21 protein-coding genes, 1 pseudogene and 1 other annotated feature are annotated in these 19,154 nt (G+C 46.7%); of the genes and pseudogenes, 13 read left to right on the top strand and 9 right to left on the bottom strand.

The genetic code is table 11. The annotated features are described in order from the left end of the window. Positions 1–141: 141 nt before the first annotated feature. The 4 genes from BGM27_RS05180 to motS all read left to right on the top strand — a co-directional run bounded on the left by BGM27_RS05180 (position 142) and on the right by motS (position 4,064). On the top strand, positions 142–1,218 hold the full coding sequence (locus BGM27_RS05180) for a bifunctional 3-deoxy-7-phosphoheptulonate synthase/chorismate mutase (protein ID WP_003152383.1): 1,077 nt from the start codon (positions 142–144) through the stop codon (positions 1,216–1,218). A gap of 278 nt (positions 1,219–1,496) precedes the next feature. After that, complete coding sequence (gene ccpA, locus BGM27_RS05185; RefSeq protein WP_003152385.1) at positions 1,497–2,501, top strand: catabolite control protein A; 1,005 nt, start codon at positions 1,497–1,499, stop codon at positions 2,499–2,501. A 68-nt stretch (positions 2,502–2,569) separates the two neighbouring features. Beyond that, positions 2,570–3,385 carry a flagellar motor protein MotP gene (gene motP, locus BGM27_RS05190; RefSeq protein WP_007408775.1) on the top strand — a complete coding sequence of 272 codons (816 nt, stop codon included), beginning with the start codon at positions 2,570–2,572 and terminating at the stop codon, positions 3,383–3,385. Further along, positions 3,375–4,064 (top strand): flagellar motor protein MotS, encoded by a 690-nt coding sequence (gene motS / locus BGM27_RS05195; protein WP_007408774.1) that lies wholly within the window; start codon positions 3,375–3,377, stop codon positions 4,062–4,064. The genes motP and motS overlap by 11 nt, the downstream gene beginning before the upstream one ends. Positions 4,065–4,073: 9 nt before the next feature. Here the strand turns inward: motS and BGM27_RS05200 are convergent, their stop codons facing one another. The 3 genes from BGM27_RS05200 to BGM27_RS05210 are packed head-to-tail and all read right to left on the bottom strand — an operon-like array spanning position 4,074 to position 6,538. After that, on the bottom strand, positions 4,074–5,240 hold the full coding sequence (locus BGM27_RS05200) for an acetoin utilization protein AcuC (RefSeq protein ID WP_007408773.1): 1,167 nt from the start codon (positions 5,238–5,240) through the stop codon (positions 4,074–4,076). Beyond that, on the bottom strand, positions 5,237–5,881 hold the full coding sequence (locus BGM27_RS05205) for an acetoin utilization AcuB family protein (protein ID WP_007408772.1): 645 nt from the start codon (positions 5,879–5,881) through the stop codon (positions 5,237–5,239). The genes BGM27_RS05200 and BGM27_RS05205 overlap by 4 nt, the downstream gene beginning before the upstream one ends. Before the next feature lie 24 nt (positions 5,882–5,905). Further along, the gene (locus tag BGM27_RS05210) at positions 5,906–6,538 is read right to left on the bottom strand and encodes a GNAT family N-acetyltransferase (RefSeq protein ID WP_007408771.1); all 633 of its coding nucleotides are present in this window, start codon (positions 6,536–6,538) and stop codon (positions 5,906–5,908) included. Between the two features lie 158 nt (positions 6,539–6,696). Here BGM27_RS05210 and acsA point away from each other — a divergent pair, with 158 nt between their 5' ends. The 3 genes from acsA (at position 6,697) to sr7p (ending at position 10,262) form a co-directional block, all read left to right on the top strand. Next, on the top strand, positions 6,697–8,415 hold the full coding sequence (gene acsA, locus BGM27_RS05215; RefSeq protein ID WP_007408770.1) for an acetate--CoA ligase: 1,719 nt from the start codon (positions 6,697–6,699) through the stop codon (positions 8,413–8,415). A 53-nt stretch (positions 8,416–8,468) separates the two neighbouring features. After that, positions 8,469–8,701, top strand: a binding site (T-box leader). 50 nt (positions 8,702–8,751) lie between these two features. Continuing rightward, positions 8,752–10,017 carry a tyrosine--tRNA ligase gene (tyrS, locus tag BGM27_RS05220; RefSeq protein ID WP_007408769.1) on the top strand — a complete coding sequence of 422 codons (1,266 nt, stop codon included), beginning with the start codon at positions 8,752–8,754 and terminating at the stop codon, positions 10,015–10,017. A 119-nt stretch (positions 10,018–10,136) separates the two neighbouring features. Beyond that, the gene (sr7p, locus tag BGM27_RS20715; protein ID WP_007408768.1) at positions 10,137–10,262 is read left to right on the top strand and encodes a small protein SR7P; all 126 of its coding nucleotides are present in this window, start codon (positions 10,137–10,139) and stop codon (positions 10,260–10,262) included. Positions 10,263–10,302: 40 nt separating this feature from the next. On the opposite strand, the gene BGM27_RS05225 is transcribed toward sr7p, so the two are convergent. The 3 genes from BGM27_RS05225 to BGM27_RS05235 all read right to left on the bottom strand — a co-directional run bounded on the left by BGM27_RS05225 (position 10,303) and on the right by BGM27_RS05235 (position 12,233). Beyond that, positions 10,303–10,626: an AzlD domain-containing protein gene (locus tag BGM27_RS05225; protein ID WP_007408767.1), complete on the bottom strand. Its 324-nt coding sequence runs from the start codon at positions 10,624–10,626 to the stop codon at positions 10,303–10,305. Then, on the bottom strand, positions 10,623–11,354 hold the full coding sequence (locus BGM27_RS05230) for an AzlC family ABC transporter permease (protein WP_007408766.1): 732 nt from the start codon (positions 11,352–11,354) through the stop codon (positions 10,623–10,625). Before BGM27_RS05230 ends, BGM27_RS05225 begins: the two co-directional genes overlap by 4 nt. Positions 11,355–11,426: 72 nt before the next feature. Then, a complete protein-coding gene (locus tag BGM27_RS05235) occupies positions 11,427–12,233 on the bottom strand; it encodes a TrmB family transcriptional regulator (RefSeq protein ID WP_007408765.1) in 807 nt (268 codons plus the stop codon). Between the two features lie 236 nt (positions 12,234–12,469). Between BGM27_RS05235 and BGM27_RS05240 the strand changes: the two genes are divergently transcribed. The 4 genes and pseudogenes from BGM27_RS05240 (at position 12,470) to BGM27_RS05250 (ending at position 14,747) form a co-directional block, all read left to right on the top strand. Beyond that, a complete protein-coding gene (locus tag BGM27_RS05240; RefSeq protein ID WP_007408764.1) occupies positions 12,470–13,339 on the top strand; it encodes a cation diffusion facilitator family transporter in 870 nt (289 codons plus the stop codon). Between the two features lie 171 nt (positions 13,340–13,510). Beyond that, positions 13,511–13,561, top strand: a pseudogene (locus BGM27_RS20870) (hypothetical protein); the annotation flags it as partial. A gap of 47 nt (positions 13,562–13,608) precedes the next feature. Next, positions 13,609–13,797: a hypothetical protein gene (locus BGM27_RS05245; protein ID WP_015240394.1), complete on the top strand. Its 189-nt coding sequence runs from the start codon at positions 13,609–13,611 to the stop codon at positions 13,795–13,797. Between the two features lie 197 nt (positions 13,798–13,994). After that, positions 13,995–14,747 carry an SGNH/GDSL hydrolase family protein gene (locus BGM27_RS05250; RefSeq protein ID WP_007408762.1) on the top strand — a complete coding sequence of 251 codons (753 nt, stop codon included), beginning with the start codon at positions 13,995–13,997 and terminating at the stop codon, positions 14,745–14,747. Positions 14,748–14,762: 15 nt separating this feature from the next. On the opposite strand, the gene BGM27_RS20720 is transcribed toward BGM27_RS05250, so the two are convergent. The 3 genes from BGM27_RS20720 to BGM27_RS05260 all read right to left on the bottom strand — a co-directional run bounded on the left by BGM27_RS20720 (position 14,763) and on the right by BGM27_RS05260 (position 15,949). Continuing rightward, on the bottom strand, positions 14,763–14,891 hold the full coding sequence (locus BGM27_RS20720; protein ID WP_007408761.1) for a hypothetical protein: 129 nt from the start codon (positions 14,889–14,891) through the stop codon (positions 14,763–14,765). 151 nt (positions 14,892–15,042) lie between these two features. Beyond that, on the bottom strand, positions 15,043–15,552 hold the full coding sequence (locus tag BGM27_RS05255; RefSeq protein ID WP_007408760.1) for a type 1 glutamine amidotransferase domain-containing protein: 510 nt from the start codon (positions 15,550–15,552) through the stop codon (positions 15,043–15,045). A gap of 169 nt (positions 15,553–15,721) precedes the next feature. Then, positions 15,722–15,949, bottom strand: coding sequence for a hypothetical protein (locus BGM27_RS05260; protein WP_007408759.1), 228 nt, complete (start codon positions 15,947–15,949; stop codon positions 15,722–15,724). A 236-nt stretch (positions 15,950–16,185) separates the two neighbouring features. Here BGM27_RS05260 and hmpA point away from each other — a divergent pair, with 236 nt between their 5' ends. After that, positions 16,186–17,376, top strand: coding sequence for an NO-inducible flavohemoprotein (gene hmpA, locus BGM27_RS05265; RefSeq protein ID WP_007408758.1), 1,191 nt, complete (start codon positions 16,186–16,188; stop codon positions 17,374–17,376). Positions 17,377–18,552: 1,176 nt separating this feature from the next. Then, a partial coding sequence (locus BGM27_RS05270; RefSeq protein ID WP_302053344.1) for a collagen-like domain-containing protein occupies positions 18,553–19,154 on the top strand: 602 nt, incomplete at its 3' end.

Raw genomic sequence — 19,154 nt, forward strand, 5'->3', positions numbered from 1 at the left:
AACGCATAAAAGCTTAAAAGCGTTTTGGTGATAAAGCCGAATGTGAAAAAATTTATTATTTCATATTCCTATTTTCGCATAACTGTAGTAAGATGCATGTTAACCATTAAAATAAATCATAGCATAGAAGGGATGAAAAAGATGAGCAACAAGGAATTAGAGAGCCTAAGACAGCAGGCAGACGCACTAAACTTAGAAATCCTTAAATTAATCAATGAACGCGGAGCCGTTGTAAAAGAAATCGGTAAAGCAAAGGAAGCACAGGGTGTCAACCGATTTGACCCTGTCAGAGAGCGTACAATGCTTAACCGCATAATTGAAAGCAATGACGGCCCATTTGAAAACTCAACAATCCAGCATATTTTCAAAGAAATTTTCAAAGCCGGACTTGAACTTCAAGAAGAGGATCACAGCAAAGCGTTGCTCGTCTCCCGGAAGAAAAAAGCAGAAGATACGATCGTTGACATTAAAGGTGAAAAAATCGGTGACGGCGATCAGAGATTCATCGTCGGACCTTGTGCCGTAGAAAGCTATGAGCAGGTTGCCGAAGTAGCGGCCGCAGCGAAAAAACAAGGCATTAAAATCCTGCGCGGGGGCGCGTTTAAACCCCGCACAAGTCCGTATGATTTCCAAGGTCTCGGCGTAGAAGGCCTGCAAATTCTTAAACGCGTCGCTGATGAATATGACCTCGCGGTGATCAGTGAAATCGTAACGCCCGCCCACATTGAGCAAGCGATTGATTACATTGACGTCATTCAGATCGGCGCGCGGAACATGCAAAACTTTGAATTGCTGAAAGCCGCCGGTTCCGTTAAAAAGCCGGTATTGTTAAAACGCGGTCTTGCCGCAACAATTTCAGAGTTCATCAATGCAGCTGAATACATCATGTCACAAGGAAACGACCAAATCATTCTTTGTGAGCGCGGAATCAGAACGTACGAAACGGCAACGAGAAACACACTCGACATTTCTGCCGTGCCGATTTTGAAACAGGAAACTCACTTGCCGGTGTTTGTTGACGTCACACACTCAACAGGCCGCCGCGATCTCCTGCTTCCGACAGCAAAAGCGGCGCTTGCGATCGGCGCTGACGGCGTGATGGCCGAAGTTCACCCTGATCCTTCCGTTGCCCTTTCAGACTCTGCGCAGCAGATGGATATACCTGAATTCGAGAAATGGCTGAACGAATTAAAGCCAATGCTGAAAGTAAAAGCATAATACAACGTTCCGCTCTTTAAAGGCCGCCTCGCGCGGCTTTTTTTCGTATCTTCATTTTATTTAATTATAAAATGAAAGTGAACGTTTTCATCACTGGGAAAAACGTGTATAATTTCATGAGAGATATTTAAATTTGATGAATAATGAAAAATAATGTACACTACTGACTTACGCTTACAATCATAAACGACAGAATGCGAAATCGTACGACATTTCTTTACATAAAGTGTTTATGCTATAGATAAGGATAAGTGTATCCAGTAAAAGGAGTGGTTTCAGTGAGCAACATTACGATATACGATGTGGCCAGAGAAGCAAATGTCAGTATGGCGACTGTTTCCCGCGTCGTGAACGGCAACCCGAATGTAAAACCGACGACCAGAAAAAAAGTATTGGAAGCCATTGACCGGCTCGGCTATCGCCCGAATGCGGTGGCAAGAGGGCTTGCAAGCAAAAAAACGACTACGGTCGGCGTCATCATCCCTGATATCTCAAGCATTTTCTACTCTGAACTTGCGCGTGGAATTGAAGATATCGCGACGATGTACAAATATAATATTATTTTAAGCAACTCGGACCAAAATCTTGAGAAAGAACTGCATCTGTTAAATACGATGCTTGGCAAACAAGTGGACGGTATCGTATTTATGGGCGGCAACATTACGGACGAGCATGTCGAAGAATTTAAGCGCTCTCCTGTGCCGATTGTCTTGGCGGCATCAGTGGAAGAACAGGGCGAGACGCCTTCTGTCGCCATTGATTATGAACAGGCGATTTATGATGCCGTTAAGCTTTTCATTGATAAAGGGCATCGCGATATTGCATTCGTCTCCGGACCGATGCAAGAGCCGATCAACCGTTCGAAAAAACTGCAAGGGTACAAACGGGCGCTTGAAGAAGCGGCGATTCCGTTTAACGAGCAATTCGTAGCGGAAGGCGATTACACCTATGATTCCGGTATGGAGGCGCTTCAAAGTTTGATGGGCCTTGACCGGAAACCGACGGCGATTCTTTCTGCGACGGATGAAATGGCCCTCGGCATTATCCATGCGGCCCAAGATCAAGGTCTTTCGATACCTGATGATCTTGATATTATCGGTTTTGACAATACGAGATTGAGCCTGATGGTCCGCCCTCAGCTTTCAACAGTCGTGCAGCCTACGTACGATATCGGCGCCGTGGCGATGAGACTTTTGACAAAACTGATGAACAAAGAGCCGGTTGAAGAGCATATCGTCGAATTGCCTCACCGCATCGAATTAAGACAATCAACCAAGTCATAAAAAAACGGAAAAGCAAGCTTCACTCTGAGGGGTGGAATCTTGCTTTTTTACTTGAGTAAGGAGAAGATATGAAACGTTTTGATTATCTGACGCCCGTTGGCTTTATGTTAGGCTGTATTATTGTCGCAATCGGTATTCTGTCAGGGACGGGACTGGCGGGAATCAGTTCATTTTTAGATCTGACTTCTTTTTTAATCGTCACAGGCGGCCTTGCTGCGGCGATCTTTATCAGCTTTCCGCCGAGGGATTTAAAGAAAACCCCTTCTGTTCTGAAACAGGTATTCTCCCGTCAGGATGACAATGTGAAAGAGCTTGTCAGAGTATTTGTCAGCCTTTCGGAGCAGGCGCGCAGGCAGGGGCTTCTGTCTCTGGATGACCAGGCGCGTGAGATCAAGGATCCGTTTTTAAAAAAAGGGCTTTTGCTTGCGATTGACGGCTGGGACGAGGAAACGATCCGGCTGGTGATGGATTCTGAGATCGCCGCGATGGAAGAAAGACACAGAAAAGGAAGACGCGTTTTTGAAAAAGCCGGTGATTTCGCACCCGCCTGGGGAATGATCGGGACGCTCGTCGGACTCGTTCTCATGCTCAAAAACTTAAATGACCCGCATACCCTCGGACCGAACATGGCTGTTGCGCTATTGACGACGCTGTACGGAGCGCTGCTTGCCAACTTGGTATTTATCCCAATCGCGGCAAAGCTTGAAGAAAAAACGGAAAGTGAAATTTTCATCAAACAGGTCATGATCGAAGGGGTTGTCGGCATCCAATCGGGCAAAAATCCCCGCAACCTCGAAAGTCAGCTCGTCGTCTTCAGCTCAAGAGAAGACTGGCGTAAAGGACAGCCTGCGAACAAGAAAAAGGGCGCTGTCCATGAAGCTTAGAAAAGAGCGTTTTGAAAGAAGAAACAAACCGGAACATTCCGGCGGTTCACCGAGATGGATGGTGACGTTCGCTGACTTGATCACGCTCATTCTCGTGTTCTTTATATTGCTTTTTTCGATGTCGCAAATAGACGCGGAAAAATTTCAATCTGCCGTTTCATCGATTCATACAAAAGGCAGCGGGGGTGAACCGGCGTCATCAGACAAAGCAAACGAAAATAAAGAACAGGATTTGCTGTTACAAAACGTGAAGACATACATAAAAGCGCATCATTTGAGTTCGAAATTGACGGCGAAGCGCGATGAGCGCGGAGTGGTTCTGGTGCTGCAGGAGGCCGTTCTGTTTCAGACGGGAAAAGCGGATGTGCTGAAAAACGCCGAGCCGGTTCTGCATCAGATCGCGGTGCTTTTAAAAACAATTCCGAATGACATACAGGTAGAAGGCCATACGGACAGCCGCCGGATTTCCACCTATCAATTTCCGTCAAATTGGGAGCTGTCGTCTGCAAGAGCGGCGAGTGTGATCCGGTATTTTACCGCGAATGAAGACTTTTCCGCCAAACGGTTTATCTCTGCCGGGTATGCGGATACGAAACCTGTGAAGGACAACAAAAGTCCCGGACATATGAAAGAAAACCGCCGTGTAGAAATTGTGATCAAAAAAACGACCTCCTCATAAGGTCGTTTTTTATTTAGTCTTATACCGCTGCTCAGACCGGATGGCAAAAAGTGCTTTTTCCACGGTTTGGGCATTTTTTTCTGAAATTTCTTCTTTGCGGGGAATCGGAGGATATAATTGTTCAGGATCACTCCAAAAAGCGGGCAACGTGCAGGGGGAGTGCTTCTGCCATTTATCAATCCATTTCTGCGGTATGCGCTCCCCGGGATCAATCCCTTTCATCTCAAGCCAAATGCGGCTCCATGCTCTCGGGACGACTCTCCAAATATCGTATCCTCCGCCGCCGACCGCGATCCATCTGCCGCTGCAATATTGATGGGCTAATGAATGAGCGAGCCGCGGGATCTCCTGATAAATGGAGATTGTATTGGACAGGTGTGTCAATGGGTCGTAATAATGGGCGTCCGCACCGTTTTGGGTAAGAATCACATCCGGCTTGAAAAAAGCCGCGATTTCTGAGGCGGCCGTATTGTAAGCGTGAAGAAAGGAATCGTCCTCTGTGAAAGCGTCCAGCGGAATGTTAAAAGAATAGCCGTAGCCTTGCCCGCTTCCTTTTTCCAGTACCTGTCCCGTCCCGGGAAATAAATAACGCCCGGTCTCGTGAAAAGAAACAGTGCAGACATCAGACCTGTCGTAAAACGTAAATTGAACGCCGTCGCCGTGATGAGCGTCTGTATCAATGTATAACACTTTTGCCCCGTAGTTCTTCTGGATGTATTGGATGGCCACGGCGCTGTCATTATAGATACAAAAGCCTGAGGCCCTGCCGCGGAAGCCGTGGTGAAGGCCGCCTCCTAAATTGCAGGCGTGCCTTGCTTGTCCCGTCATGACATAATCAGCCGCCGTTAAGGTGCCGCCCACCAGAAGTGACGCGGCTTCATGCATGCCGGCAAAAACGGGGGTGTCTTCCGTTCCGAGACCGTAGCTTTCTCCTTCTGCGGCAGGGAGCCGGCCCGCACCCGCTAGTTCCACCGCCTGTATATAATCCTCCGTATGAACGAGAGCCAGCTCTTCTTTAGCGGCCGCGCGCGGTGTGACGATATCTCCTTCGTCAAACGCATCCGCCGCCTGAAGCAGATCGTATGTTAAAAGCACACGACGCTGATTGAACGGATGTTCCTGATGAAATTGATACGTCTGATAAGAAGGCGAGTAAACAAAAACGCTGTCTCTCATGGCTGATCCCTCAAATGTTTCGGCCATAAGACATTGTATCCGGCTTCTTGAACGGCACGGATAAAAGGGAGCGGATTCATCGTCTTCACCCGGAAGACGAGAATGTTCGACCCGGCGGACTCATGGGGATAGACGAGCACACTCAGGATTTGCAGCTGAAGATCACGGCACATGCAGCTGAGATCAGCAAGGCTTTTTGTCATATCCGTCACCAGGATTTCCACCTGTGATCCCGGCTGGGCCGCGCCTGTCAGGCTGACGAAAGTCCGGAGCACGTCGGTTTTCGTTAAAATGCCCGTCAGCTTATGGTTTACCGTAATCGGCAGACAGCCGATGCCGTGCTCATAAAAGGAAGCGGATATTTCTTCCACAAAGTCAAGCGGATGGGCGCAGATGACATTGCGCTTCATAATGGTCTCCACTTTGTTTGTCAGAAACGCGCCGCGTTCCTTTTGTTCAAAGCTGCCGGGGCCGGCCTGTTTAATGTCTCTGTCTGTGACAATACCGATGACGTGCAGCTCGTCGTCGATGACAGGGAGATGGCGGATATGATATATCTTCATTTTACGGACGGCTGTTTCAATGGAGTCGTGTTTTGAGACGGTGATGACGTCCCGTTTCATGATTTGTTCTGCAATCATCTTTTTATCCCCTTTGTATGTCAGTCAATACATAAATCGCTGATAAAAACGAAGCCTGTCGAACTGTTCAATTGACTCCTGACTGACGTGCCTGCCGATGCGGGCCATCAGACAATTGGCCGGATGAGAGCTGATTTCCGGTTCATCCGTTGCGAACCAGACAAGACCCCCGGCATTCATCATCTTTTCCATGATCTTTCTGTATTCCCACACATCTTTTTTCATTCCTTTTAAATCCCAATGCCAGTAATATTCCGTCGTCATGATGATGTACCGTTCCATCTGTTCATCCATCATGCTGACTGTCAGCAAAGTTTTTCCGACAGAACAGCCCCTGTAGCCGGGAGCGACCTCGATCGCCCCGAGTTCAAGGAGGTCTTCCATATTTCCGTCAGACCATCGTTCAAGCGGATCAGGATATAAATACGTCACATAGCCGATAATCGTCTGTCCGTCCCTGGCAATAATGATCCGACCTTCAGGAAGCCCGGCGATCTCGATTAACGCTTTGTGCTGTTCATGAGGAAGGCGAAAGGCTGTCAGGCCTTCATGAAACTCATACTGTGCTAGATCCCCTGGAGGAACGGGCCCTTCTACTAAAAGAGGGCCGGCTGCTGTCTGAATTGATGAAGAATGGTACGTTTTATGATGTTTCACTGATTCACCGCCTGTCGGTTCTTAATAAAAACACATCTCTTTTAAGCATAACAAAATATAAAGCGTTTTCAATAGTGTTGTAATTTATATTTTAAAAATTGAGAAAACTGTGAACATCTACTATAATTAGTCTATAGATAAGCAAAGGGGGATGTTGCATGAATTTGAAAGCGTTGCCGGCGGAAAAGGGGAATTATCATCTGCGAAATTATGAGGAAACGTACCGCAGCTTCGATTGGAAAGAGGTCGAAGCGGCATTTTCCTGGCATCAGACGGGGAAGCTGAATGCGGCGTACGAAGCGATTGACCGTCATGCCGAATCATTTCGAAAAAACAAAGTAGCGCTATATTACAAGGACGCAAACCGGGATGAAAAATACACATTTAAAGAAATGATGGAGGAATCGAACCGGGCGGGAAATGTACTGAGACGGTATGGAAACGTGGAAAAAGGGGACCGCGTTTTTATTTTCATGCCGCGTTCGCCGGAGCTTTACTTTATCATGCTCGGCGCAATTAAAATCGGTGCGATCGCCGGTCCTTTATTTGAAGCGTTTATGGAAGGCGCCGTCAAAGACCGCCTCTTGAACAGCCAGGCAAAGGTTGTCGTGACAACACCTGAACTGGCCGAACGGATTCCGGCGGACAGCCTGCCCGACCTCGAGCATATTTTCATTGTCGGCGGCAGCAAAGAAGCGGGAGATAAAATCATTCATTATGATAAAGCGGCTGAGGGAGAAAGCACGAGACTTGATATCGAATGGATGGACAGAAGAGACGGCTACCTGCTTCACTACACATCAGGATCTACCGGAACGCCTAAAGGTGTGCTCCACGTTCATGAAGCCATGATTCAGCAATACCAGACCGGCAAGTGGGTGCTTGATCTTAAAGAAGACGATATTTACTGGTGCACTGCGGACCCGGGCTGGGTGACCGGGACGGTGTACGGGATATTTGCGCCGTGGCTGAACGGAGCGGCGAATGTGATCGTCGGCGGCAGGTTCAGTCCGGAAAACTGGTACGGCACGATCGAGAAGCTCGGTGTCAGCGTCTGGTACAGCGCTCCGACGGCTTTCAGAATGCTTATGGGCGCCGGAGATGAAATGGCATCCAAATTTGACCTTACTTCACTTCGTCACGTCCTGAGTGTCGGAGAACCTTTGAACCCCGAGGTCATCAAGTGGGGACATAAAGTATTCGGCAAGCGCATCCACGACACGTGGTGGATGACAGAAACGGGCGGACAGCTCATTTGCAATTATCCTTGCATGGAGATCAAGCCGGGTTCAATGGGGAAACCGATTCCGGGAGTGGAAGCGGCGATCGTTGACAATCAGGGAAATGAGCTTCCGCCGTACCGAATGGGAAATCTCGCCATTAAAAAGGGCTGGCCGTCGATGATGGATTCCATTTGGAACAATAAAGAGAAATATGATTCTTATTTCATGCCGGGCGGCTGGTATGTTTCCGGAGATTCTGCTTATATGGATGAAGACGGTTATTTCTGGTTCCAAGGCAGAGTCGATGATGTCATCATGACATCCGGCGAGCGCGTCGGCCCGTTTGAAGTCGAAAGCAAACTTGTTGAACATCCGGCGATTGCCGAAGCCGGCGTCATCGGAAAGCCGGACCCTGTCCGGGGAGAAATTATTAAAGCGTTTATCGCGCTCAGAGAAGGGCATGAGCCATCCGATCAGCTGAAGGAGGACATTCGCCTCTTTGTAAAACAGGGGCTTGCCGCGCATGCCGCACCGCGGGAAATTGAATTCAAAGATAAACTTCCGAAAACACGGAGCGGAAAAATCATGAGACGTGTGCTGAAGGCGTGGGAGCTGAACCTGCCGGCAGGCGACCTGTCCACAATGGAAGATTAAAGACGGCGTTGACATCGTATCTTATTTATGTTAAAAATGAGTAAGCTTCATACGAAAAGGTTTTGATTGAGACAAGTAGGATATCTGATTGTTCAAGAGAGCTGATGGCCGGTGAAAATCAGCACATAAGATATGCCGAATACACTCATGAACCGCTTTTGCGAACAAAGCTATTCCAAGGCTTTCAGTAGTGAAAGAACGGACACGGTCCGTTATCAAAAAGAGTGATAAAAGCTTTTTTATGCTTTTATTAGTAGGGTGGTACCGCGATTATATCGTCCCTTCGTTTTAAACGAAGGGGCGTTTTTTATTTTCATAAACAAAGGAGCAGACAAAATGACTAACTTATTAGAGGATTTATCATTCCGCGGCTTAATCCAGCAAATGACGGATGAAGAAGGACTGAATAAACAGCTGAACGAAGAAAAAATCCGTTTATACTCAGGGTTTGACCCGACGGCTGACAGCCTGCACATCGGACACCTTCTGCCGATATTGACACTGCGCCGTTTCCAGCTTGCAGGCCACCATCCGATTGCGCTTGTAGGCGGCGCGACGGGACTGATCGGCGATCCGAGCGGCAAAAAAGCGGAACGTACGTTAAATACTCAGGATATCGTTGTCGAATGGTCGCAAAAAATTAAAAATCAGCTTTCCCGATTTTTAGATTTCGAGGCCGGAGAAAACCCCGCTGTCATAGCGAACAACTTTGACTGGATCGGAAAGCTGAGCATTATTGAATTTCTCCGTGACGTCGGAAAGAACTTCGGAATTAACTACATGCTTGCGAAAGATACTGTAAGCTCAAGAATTGAAACCGGAATTTCTTACACGGAATTCAGCTACATGATCCTGCAATCCTACGATTTTCTGAATCTGTACAGAGAAAAGAACTGCAAACTCCAAATCGGAGGCAGTGACCAGTGGGGCAACATCACGGCCGGTCTTGAACTGATCAGAAAATCAGAAGAAGGAGGGGCGAAAGCTTTCGGTCTTACCATTCCGCTCGTCACAAAAGCTGACGGCACGAAATTCGGCAAAACGGAAGGCGGCGCCATTTGGCTTGATAAAGAAAAAACATCGCCGTACGAATTCTACCAGTTCTGGATCAATACAGATGACCGTGACGTCGTCAAATACTTAAAATACTTTACTTTCTTATCAAAAGAGGAAATTGAAGCTTATGCTAAAAAAACGGAGACGGCTCCTGAGAAAAGAGAAGCGCAGAAACGTCTCGCTGAAGAGGTGACTGTTCTTGTACACGGCCGCGAAGCGCTTGAGCAGGCCGTTCATATCTCCCAGGCGCTGTTCAGCGGCAATATTAAAGAGCTTTCCGCTCAAGACGTCAAGGTAGGATTTAAAGATGTACCTTCGTTTGAAAAAGACCGCTCTGAAGAACTGTCTTTAGTAGACGTGCTTGTGGAATCTAAATTGTCGCCTTCAAAACGGCAGGCCCGCGAAGACATTCAAAACGGAGCTGTTTACATTAACGGCGAGCGCCAGACGGACATCGGGCATCTTCTGACTGCGGAAGACCGCATTGAAGATCAATTTACCGTACTGCGCCGCGGAAAGAAAAAATACTTCCTGATCACGTACTGAAAATAAAAAGCAGTCCGGCCGCTCAATGCGGCAGGCTGCTTTTTTATGTTTTGTGAATACTGCACGGGGAAATGAGTACAGTACATAGTATAAGCAAAACAGGGAAGGGGTGCTGCGCCGTGAATTTCATGTTTACCATCGCAAAAGAAAGATTGCAGCGGGATCATTGGGAACAGCAGCAAAGCATAAACGCCGAAGCCAAAGCCGAGGAATCAGAGACGGAAGAAGAAAATCCGACATCATAAAGGGAAAGCCTCCATTCTGCGGAATGGAGGCTTTTGATTGTCACCATATCAGCCTGACGGCGGCCATCAGCACGACTCCTGTGATGACCGTGATGGATAAGCTTTTTGTCCGCATCGCGCAAAGCAATGTCGGGATGAGAACGATCATTGCTTTCCAATCAAAGGTCAAAGCGCTGTTTGTTTTCACAATCATGCTTTCCGTTACCAGAGCCGTCAAAATGCAAAGCGGAATAAAGGAGAGCCATTTTAAAGCCAATTCAGGCATCTGAATGTTCCGGACAAATATAAACGGAACAATGCGCGGCACAAGTGTAACAATCATGCAGCCGAGTATAATCCAGATCATTTGTGTGCTGATGCTCATTTGTCCGTCACCACCCCGATCGTTGCCACAATCACGGTTGAGACGATGACCGCGATGTGTGACGGGACGAAATACGATAACAAGACCATAAAAATGATCATATAGAGAATTAAGGAGAGGCTGTGCTTCAGTTTTTCCGAAGCGGACGACTGCAATTGCAGCACAAGCAGCGCCGCAAACATAGCGGGCAAAGCAAAGTCCAGGCCGAGCGCGTAAGGATCAGATATCCATTGTCCGAGAAGCCCGCCCATCACGCAGGAAATAACCCAGCACATGTAAGCGGTTATATTGAGGCCGTTCATCCACTTATCGTATAACCTGCCGTTCTGAGCCGCTTTGTTCACCGCTACTCCGAAAGATTCGTCAGTAAGCAAAGCCCCGAAGCCGATATTTTTCGTCAAAGAGTATTTCGTGAAATACGGCGCGATGGTCAGGCTCAGCAGAAGGTGCCGCAGATTGACGATAAACGTCGTTAAAATAATGGCGGAAATCGGACTCCCGGAAACAAGGAGCGAGCAAATAATAAATTGGGCGGCGCCGGCATAGACACACAAAGATAACAAACAAATTTCAAGAATGCTTAGATGAGAGGCAACGCCAACGATGCCGAAAGCAAAACCGATGCTCATATAGCCCAGCAGCGTAGGCACACAATCCCGCACCCCCTGTAAAAACGTATCGTTCATTTCCCGGGAAACGGCGGTTTTTTGCACTTCTGTGTTAATCATTTTTTATACTCCTTTCATAGAGATTATAATGATAACGACTAATGAAAAAATCAAAGAAAATACGGTTCACATTTATATGAACCGATTTCCGGTGACGACATGAAATAACGAATGGTTTTGTTTCATCAGGCCTTCAACTTTCTCAGCCCCGACTTCTTTCACAAGCTCCGCGAACATCAGATCGTGCCTCATATATTCCATAGCCACGAGAACGAGAGCGGGATCTTCTGATTTAATGGCCCAGGCATTCGTCTGCGGAGAAAAATTGGCGATTAAGACTTCTTTATTATCGCGGGCAGCTATCGTTAATCTTCCGCCCATCCGTTTCTCCGCCACTTCAGGAGACATATTATGATTTGTCGTATTTCCGAGCTTCACTTCCGGAGGGCCGAACACAATCGAAAAGACGGGCAATTGTTCGGCGGCGCGTTTGTTAGCGGCTTCTTGAATAAAGGGAATCTGCTGTTCCCAGACAGACAGCCACAACTCTTCCTCGGCTTTTTCAATCATATCCTTCATCTCATTGATGACATGATCATTCGTGCTGATGCGGCGGATGACATTCATCTCCTGCTCGCTTTCCAGTGCCAATAACTTTTCCTCAAGGTAGCCGAATGAACTCTCGAAATCATGCCGGAGCCGGTCGATTAATTCCTTTCCGGCAAGCGGGGCATATGTAACCGGATCAGACGGCACAATATGGACAGCGCCTTTATCAACTAATTTCCCCAATACCTCATAGATCATTGAGCGGGGAACGCCTGACCTTTTGCTGATTTCATATCCGGTAACAGGCGAGTGTTTCAACAAGCCGATATATGCTTTACATTCATATTGAGAAAATCCAAATTTCTGTAATTCTTTCAGAACATCCTCCATAAACATCCTCCATAAACATCCTCCGTAGTGGTTATTCATGAAACTACTATAATGTAAGCGGTTATATCTTGTCAATGGGACTTGAGTGCTGAAAGAAAGGTGCGCCTGTTTTTGTCGCTTTCCAACTTAGTTTATGGTGAGTTACATGTATGGCTTTTGTGAAAAACGTTGCCGTAGACCCACACGAATGCCGTTTGATACGATAAATTCAAGAAGTTAAAAAGAGGAGGATCACGGTGGAAAACACCTCTAAAATCGCTTTTTTATCGGTTATAAGCAATTCCCTGGTCGTCATGCTCAAAATAGTGGTGGGTATAATAACCGGATCTGTCGCGATACTTTCTGAAGCCATTCATTCTTTTTTAGATTTGATCGCCGCCTTCATTGCCTTTATCTCCGTCAGGATTTCAAAAAAGCCGGCTGATACAGGGCATCCGTACGGTCATGGAAAAGTCGAGAATCTGTCGGGAACTATCGAGACGATTCTGATTTTTGCGGCAGGGATTTGGATGATATATGAATGCGTTCAAAAACTGGTGAACCCGGCGCCGGTTCATCTGCCCGTATTGGGAATTGTTGTGATGCTTGCGGGGGCTCTCATTAATTTGATCGTTTCGAAGTTCGTAAAAAGAGAAGCCGAAAAGGTTAATTCCGTGGCAATGAAATCAAATGCCCTGCATTTACTGACTGACGTGTACACATCATTAGGCGTAGCGGCAAGCCTTTTGGTCGTTACCTTAACGGAGTGGTACATACTTGATCCCATTATAGGTATGGTGCTGGCGGTGTATATCATATATGAAGCGTTTAAGTTAATGAAAGAAGCATTCCCGCCGCTGATTGATACCCGTTTGTCGGAAGAGGAAGAAAAAACAATTTTAAAGATTATCGAAACATTTCAACAGGAATTTATTGAAATTCACGATTTTCGTACAAGACGCTCCGGCCCGCAGGAGTATATTGATTTTCACCTGGTCGTAGCCTCTCACGTGACGATTAAAGACGTGCATGACCTGTGTGACCGCATTGAAAGAGATATTACGAATGAATTCAAACAAGCACAGGTAATGATTCACCCCGAGCCGGAGAGCGAGAGGAAGAAATAAATCGATCTTAAGTTTGCTTTTGTTCCCGGCAAAATGCCTGCAAAAGGCCCGTTCCCACGGGTCTTTTTGTTGTATAAATGACTATTTCTCGCTCATATGAGAGATAAGCTTATACACGTGAGGGGTTCATTTCATACGTTATGTTGTAAAGAAAAAGGGAGGTGAACAGAATTGAACGCTATTTCTGTTAAAGAAATTGAACATGGAGTTGCCGTTGCGGAAAGAGAAGGTTTAGGGGAGTATTTATACCAAGAACCGGTTTCTAAAAAATGTTCGCGCCGTTCCCGCAGCAGAAAACGGACACACCGTTCTCGCAGCAGAAGACGGACGCATCACCGGACACACCGTTCCCGCAGCAGAAGACGGACGCATCACCGGACACACCGTTCCCGCAGCAAAAGACGGACGCATCGCCGGACACACCGTTCCCGCAGCAGACGGTCTCATCAAAAACGTAGCCGCAAACGCTGTTTTAAATGCTGACTGCAGACTCTATTACAAGTAACGGGGATCTGCTATAATGGCAAGAGAACTGCATAAAAGATCCAGTATCATCATCTGCGGACACTGAACTGACAACATGGCGCTGTTTGTTCGTGTCCGTTTTTTATGTCAAAAAAGATGCCGGAGGATAAAAAGGAAGGGATGACGCCGAATGAAGCTGAATGAGGATTTTTATAACTCTGAAGGAAAGACAGTCTCTTTGCCAAACATCAGCAGCAAGCTTTTGCATATCACGGACAGCGGGCATATCAGCGTTGACTTTATCAGCATAAGCAGGCTGCGGAAGGCTTCGAAAATCGCGATCTTAGGTGACAGCGTCGCCCGGGGGCTGCGTGCGGAATACGGCTTTGGTGACATTCTCAAAGACCGGACAAACGCTGAAATAACCAATCTGTCTGTCAGCGGCGTTAATATGAGCAACAACGGAAGCGATAACATTTATCAGCAAGCGCTTAAAACAAAGGGACATGATGTCATCATTGTCCAGGGAACAGATGATGATTGGTGCAACCACATTCCCATCGGCACAGATGAAAAGGATATCACCACATTTTACGGAGGCTTCTGCCAAGTGATTCAGCAGCTGCGAAGCGGAAATAAAGGCGCGAGCATCATTGTGGTGACCCCAACGAGACAAGCAAAAATGTCAAAAGGAAAAATCGTCCGCCGTGATACTGATAAAAATAAACTGGGCCTGAAGCTGGCTGACTATGTGAAAGCCCAAAAAGAAGCCTGCACACTCCTCTCTGTACCATATGCCGATCTATTTGATACTGATCTCATCGACCCATATAATCCCGCTTTCCGCAGCATGTGCATGTCAGAAGGTCTTCATCCGAACGAGAAAGGGCATCAAATCATATTTCAGGAAATCTGCCGGAATTATTATTACTATTATGGGTAACACAGCGCTAACAGATTATTTTCGGCTTTGCTTTTCTAAAAGCTCAATTATTCTTTGAGATGCGTGTTTTTGCGCTCTCAAAAGCGAGACGATATTACCGGTAAAACCGATTAAAATGATAAGCAGCAAAATGATCATCCACATAGCGAACCTCCTGTCGGGTTTTAAAACATTCTCTTTTTATTTTACTTATGATGGATGGGCCGGAGAATAGTCTAACTGATGGTGTTTTTTGAGAGCCGGTGAAAAGTCCATAAAAAAAGCACAGACTGAACGGGTCTGTGCTTTTTTTCTCTTATTTCAGCAGGTTCAATGATTCACGATTAAAGGCTTCCAAATCGTCAGGTGTTCTGCTTGTTACGATGTTATGGCTCACGACGACTTCCTCATCTTTATAATGTGCGCCGGCATTGATTAAATCTTTGCGGATGCTGCGGAATCCCGTGATATCTTTTCCTTTAAGAAGGTCGGTATCAATCAGCAGCTGCGGGCCGTGGCAGATCGCGAAAACGGGTTTCTGATTTTCCACGAATGCTTTAGTGAATTCACCCGGGCGGTCATCTCCGCGCAGAAGATCCGGTGAAAAGCCTCCGGGAATCAATAACGCATCGAATTCCTTGGCGTCTGCGTCTGAGATCGCTTGATCGATCTTTACTTTCTCACCGTGCTTGCCCGTCACTTCTTTCCCAGCTTCCAAATCTATTGTCACCACACTGTGGCCCGCTTCTTTAAATGCTTCCGCCGGGCTTGTATATTCAATATCCTCAAATTGATCTGTCATCAGAACTGCGATTTTTTTGCTCATACATCATGCCTCCTGTGAATTTGTATATGACAAGAATATCAGGCAGATTCCCGCCTCACAACGTATTTGCTTATGAAAAAAGACCCCTCTGAAAAAGAGGAGCCAAAAGGTACGGAGGTCTGTTTAAACTTACGTGTTTAACCTGAGATAAGGCAAGAAATCGAACCAATTACTTTTTGCGTCTTTTTTTCTGCTTTTTACACCCGCATTTCCCCGGATCGCCCGGATCAATGACTTCGTGAATTGTTTCTTCCTTATAAACGTGGCGGGGAACATAACGGATATGCTCTCTGTTAATGTGTTTGATGGGATGGACGTAAACCACTTCTTTGTCAGTATACTTGTCAGTCACAATATACTTAGGGTCACAGTAATACACTTTCGATTTTTTACCCATTCATCTCACCTCCCGTACTTTATTAAATGCTGAAAAGGAGGATTTTGCATCGGACAAGTACACCATGGCAAGTCCACAATTTTTCATATGCAATTTCGTTTTTCTGGTTTTTCCTGAATCCGCCTCATATTGGAATGGCTAACCCTTTTTGAACGGGGAAATCTATAAAAAAGAATTCAAAAACGATTCTTTTCTCAGGTCAATCGAGATGCATACATCTTTAGGGGGATTTCAGAATGCTCGATGAAAAAACGATTGAAATCATTAAAAGCACAGTGCCGGTCTTAGAAGAGCATGGTGAAGAAATCACAGGCCGATTTTATGACCTGCTGTTTCAGCATCACCCTGAGCTGCTGAATATCTTTAATCAGACGAATCAAAAGAAAAAAACACAGCGTACGGCCTTGTCGAATGCTGTGATTGCAGCCGCAGCCAATATTGACCGGCTGGAAAACATCGTTCCCGTCGTCAAACAAATCAGCCATAAACACCGGAGTATCGGTGTTAAACCCGAGCATTACCCAATCGTTGGAAAGTACTTGTTAATCGCGATAAAGGATGTGCTAAAAGACGGGGCTGCTCCTGAGGTCATTCAGGCATGGGAAAAAGCATACGGCGTCATTGCAGACGCTTTTATCGGAATTGAGAAGGACATGTATGAACAAGCGGAAACGCAAAAAGGCGGCTGGAAAGACTATAAGGCGTTTAAAATTGATAAAAAGGTAAAAGAAAGCAAGGAGATAACGTCGTTTTATTTAAAACCGGAAGACGGACAAGTTCTCCCCGAGTTCAAAGCGGGACAGTATATCAGTGTAAAAGTATACATTCCGGACACGGGTTATACGCATATCCGCCAGTACAGTTTGTCGGATGTATCCGGTAAGGATTATTACAGGATTTCCGTGAAAAAAGACGGAATTGTTTCTTCATATCTGCATGACCAATTACACGAAAAGGATTCAATTGAGATCAGCGCTCCGGCCGGGGATTTCGTATTAGACCCTGATTCCAAAAAGAATCTGGTTCTCATCAGTGCCGGTGTCGGAATTACCCCGATGATCAGCATGTTAAAGACGGTTGCCAAAACCCAGCCGCAGCGAAACGTTCTCTTTATCCATGCGGCAAGGAGCGGAGAGTATCATGCGTTGCGGCATGAAGCTGAAGAAGCCGCGGAACACTCATCCGTTGACACCCTCTTTATTTACAGCGAGCCGTCCGAACAAGACCGTTCAGAAAACATTCGTTTTCGGGAAGGCCGGATTGACAAACAGCTGTTAGAAGAAGTGATGACAGATAAAGATGCTGATTTTTACCTGTGCGGATCACCGTCATTCATTAAAGAAATGAAAAAGCTGATTTCTGAATTCAATACACCGCCGGAATCCATTCACTATGAATTATTTGAACCGCAGCTGAGTATGGTGTGATTGAAGAAGGAAGGCCGATGATTTTAATGTATGAAGCATCCGGACTGGGTGCTTTTTTTATTCTCTTGCAAGGAAGGGTTGCTGAGGAATCACTCTGTAGAGGAAAACCACTTTTTGTCTCAACTCGCTTAATTATCGAATGAAATAAGTGCCGCATGTTAAAAACACATGGCCCGCGAGTTTATTGCTCACTTATCCTGCTGCTCGGATTTTTGGTGTGTGAGAAAAAAACGGTACGGCTGCATAATCCGGAAGAGACGCTGACCTTTTACTTGTAAAAGAAGTTTAAAGACAGGATGAACGCTTATTTGCTAGTGTACGAGCGGCAAAAGCAAAAAGAGGAATCGATATTTTAAAATTAAAAATAACAACTGATAGAAATGAAAGTTTCAGGATACAATGGGATTTATATATTCGGGTTTTGTGATAGCAGTATAGGGAGGGGAATAATAGAGTGAGTAACTTTTTTGAGGAATCGGTACAGGGAGGGGTTGTATCTATGCTTACTGATATTAAACAAAAGGTTTGGGGATGCTCTTTTATCTGAGAATCGATTTGAGATGAAGCGGGGATGCCGAGGGGATCAGAGGGCGAACGTCAGGCAGAATTACGCCAAGTGGACCGCCGAGAAAAATGGCTCTGGAAATGTGAATCTATTGTTGATTTTCTTGATTGAGCTACTGAAGAAATAGTTGACGAGAAACACCGGACTGTCTTTGTAGTAGACGGGGTGAAATATCGTGAAATCGCTCTGCATTCTGGCGTTTCCCGCGAAACGGTCAGACGCATCAAAGAGAAGATTTTTTGCCAAATATGTAATTTTTATTGTTGAAACAGATAAAATCCGCAGTGTAGACTGGAAGGCAAAATATTTCTGCGTCCCCATCGATTCAAATAGGGATTACAATAATGTGAAGAGTTATTTATAAACAGAAATTGATAAATAATATAAGATCAGCTGACAAACTTAATGAGGATCAAACTAGTGCTCACTTATTTATAAATTAAACATATTATAATGATATATTAATCATTAAGGGAGATGAGCAGCTGATGGGTTATGATCAGCATAGAAGATGCCCTAAATGTAAACAAAAACTACCGAAACCAAACTGCTGTAAGTGCTGTCCCATCTGTTATACAAAAGTTATTGTAGGACAACGAGGATTACGAGGGGTGCGAGGGATTCCAGGGGTTACAGGACCAGCCGGACCAGTCGGAGCCACGGGACCAGCCGGACCAGCCGGAGCGACCGGAGCCACGGGACCAGCCGGACCAGCCGGAGCGACCGGGGCCACAGGAGCTATCGGTCCAGCCGGAGCCACCGGAGCAACCGGGGTAACTGGAGCAGCGGGAGTCACAGGAGCGACCGGGGTAACTGGAGCGGCGGGAGCCACCGGAGCGACCGGGGTAACTGGAGCGGCGGGAGTCACTGGAGTGACCGGGGCCACCGGAGATATCGGTCCAACCGGACCAGCCGGAGCCACAGGAGTGACCGGGGCCACCGGAGATATCGGTCCAACCGGAGTCACAGGAGCGACCGGAGATATCGGTCCAACCGGAGTCACAGGAGCCACGGGAGCAGCCGGAGCCACGGGAGCGACCGGGGTAACTGGAGCGGCGGGAGCCACAGGAGTGACCGGGGCCACAGGAGATATCGGTCCAACCGGAGTCACAGGAGCCACGGGAGCAGCCGGAGCCACAGGAGCCACGGGACCAGCCGGAGCCACGGGAGCGACCGGGGTAACTGGAGCGGCGGGAGCCACAGGAGTGACCGG

It is taken from the genome of Bacillus sp. FJAT-27001 (assembly GCF_019039175.1).
GTDB lineage: Bacteria > Bacillota > Bacilli > Bacillales > Bacillaceae > Bacillus > Bacillus velezensis.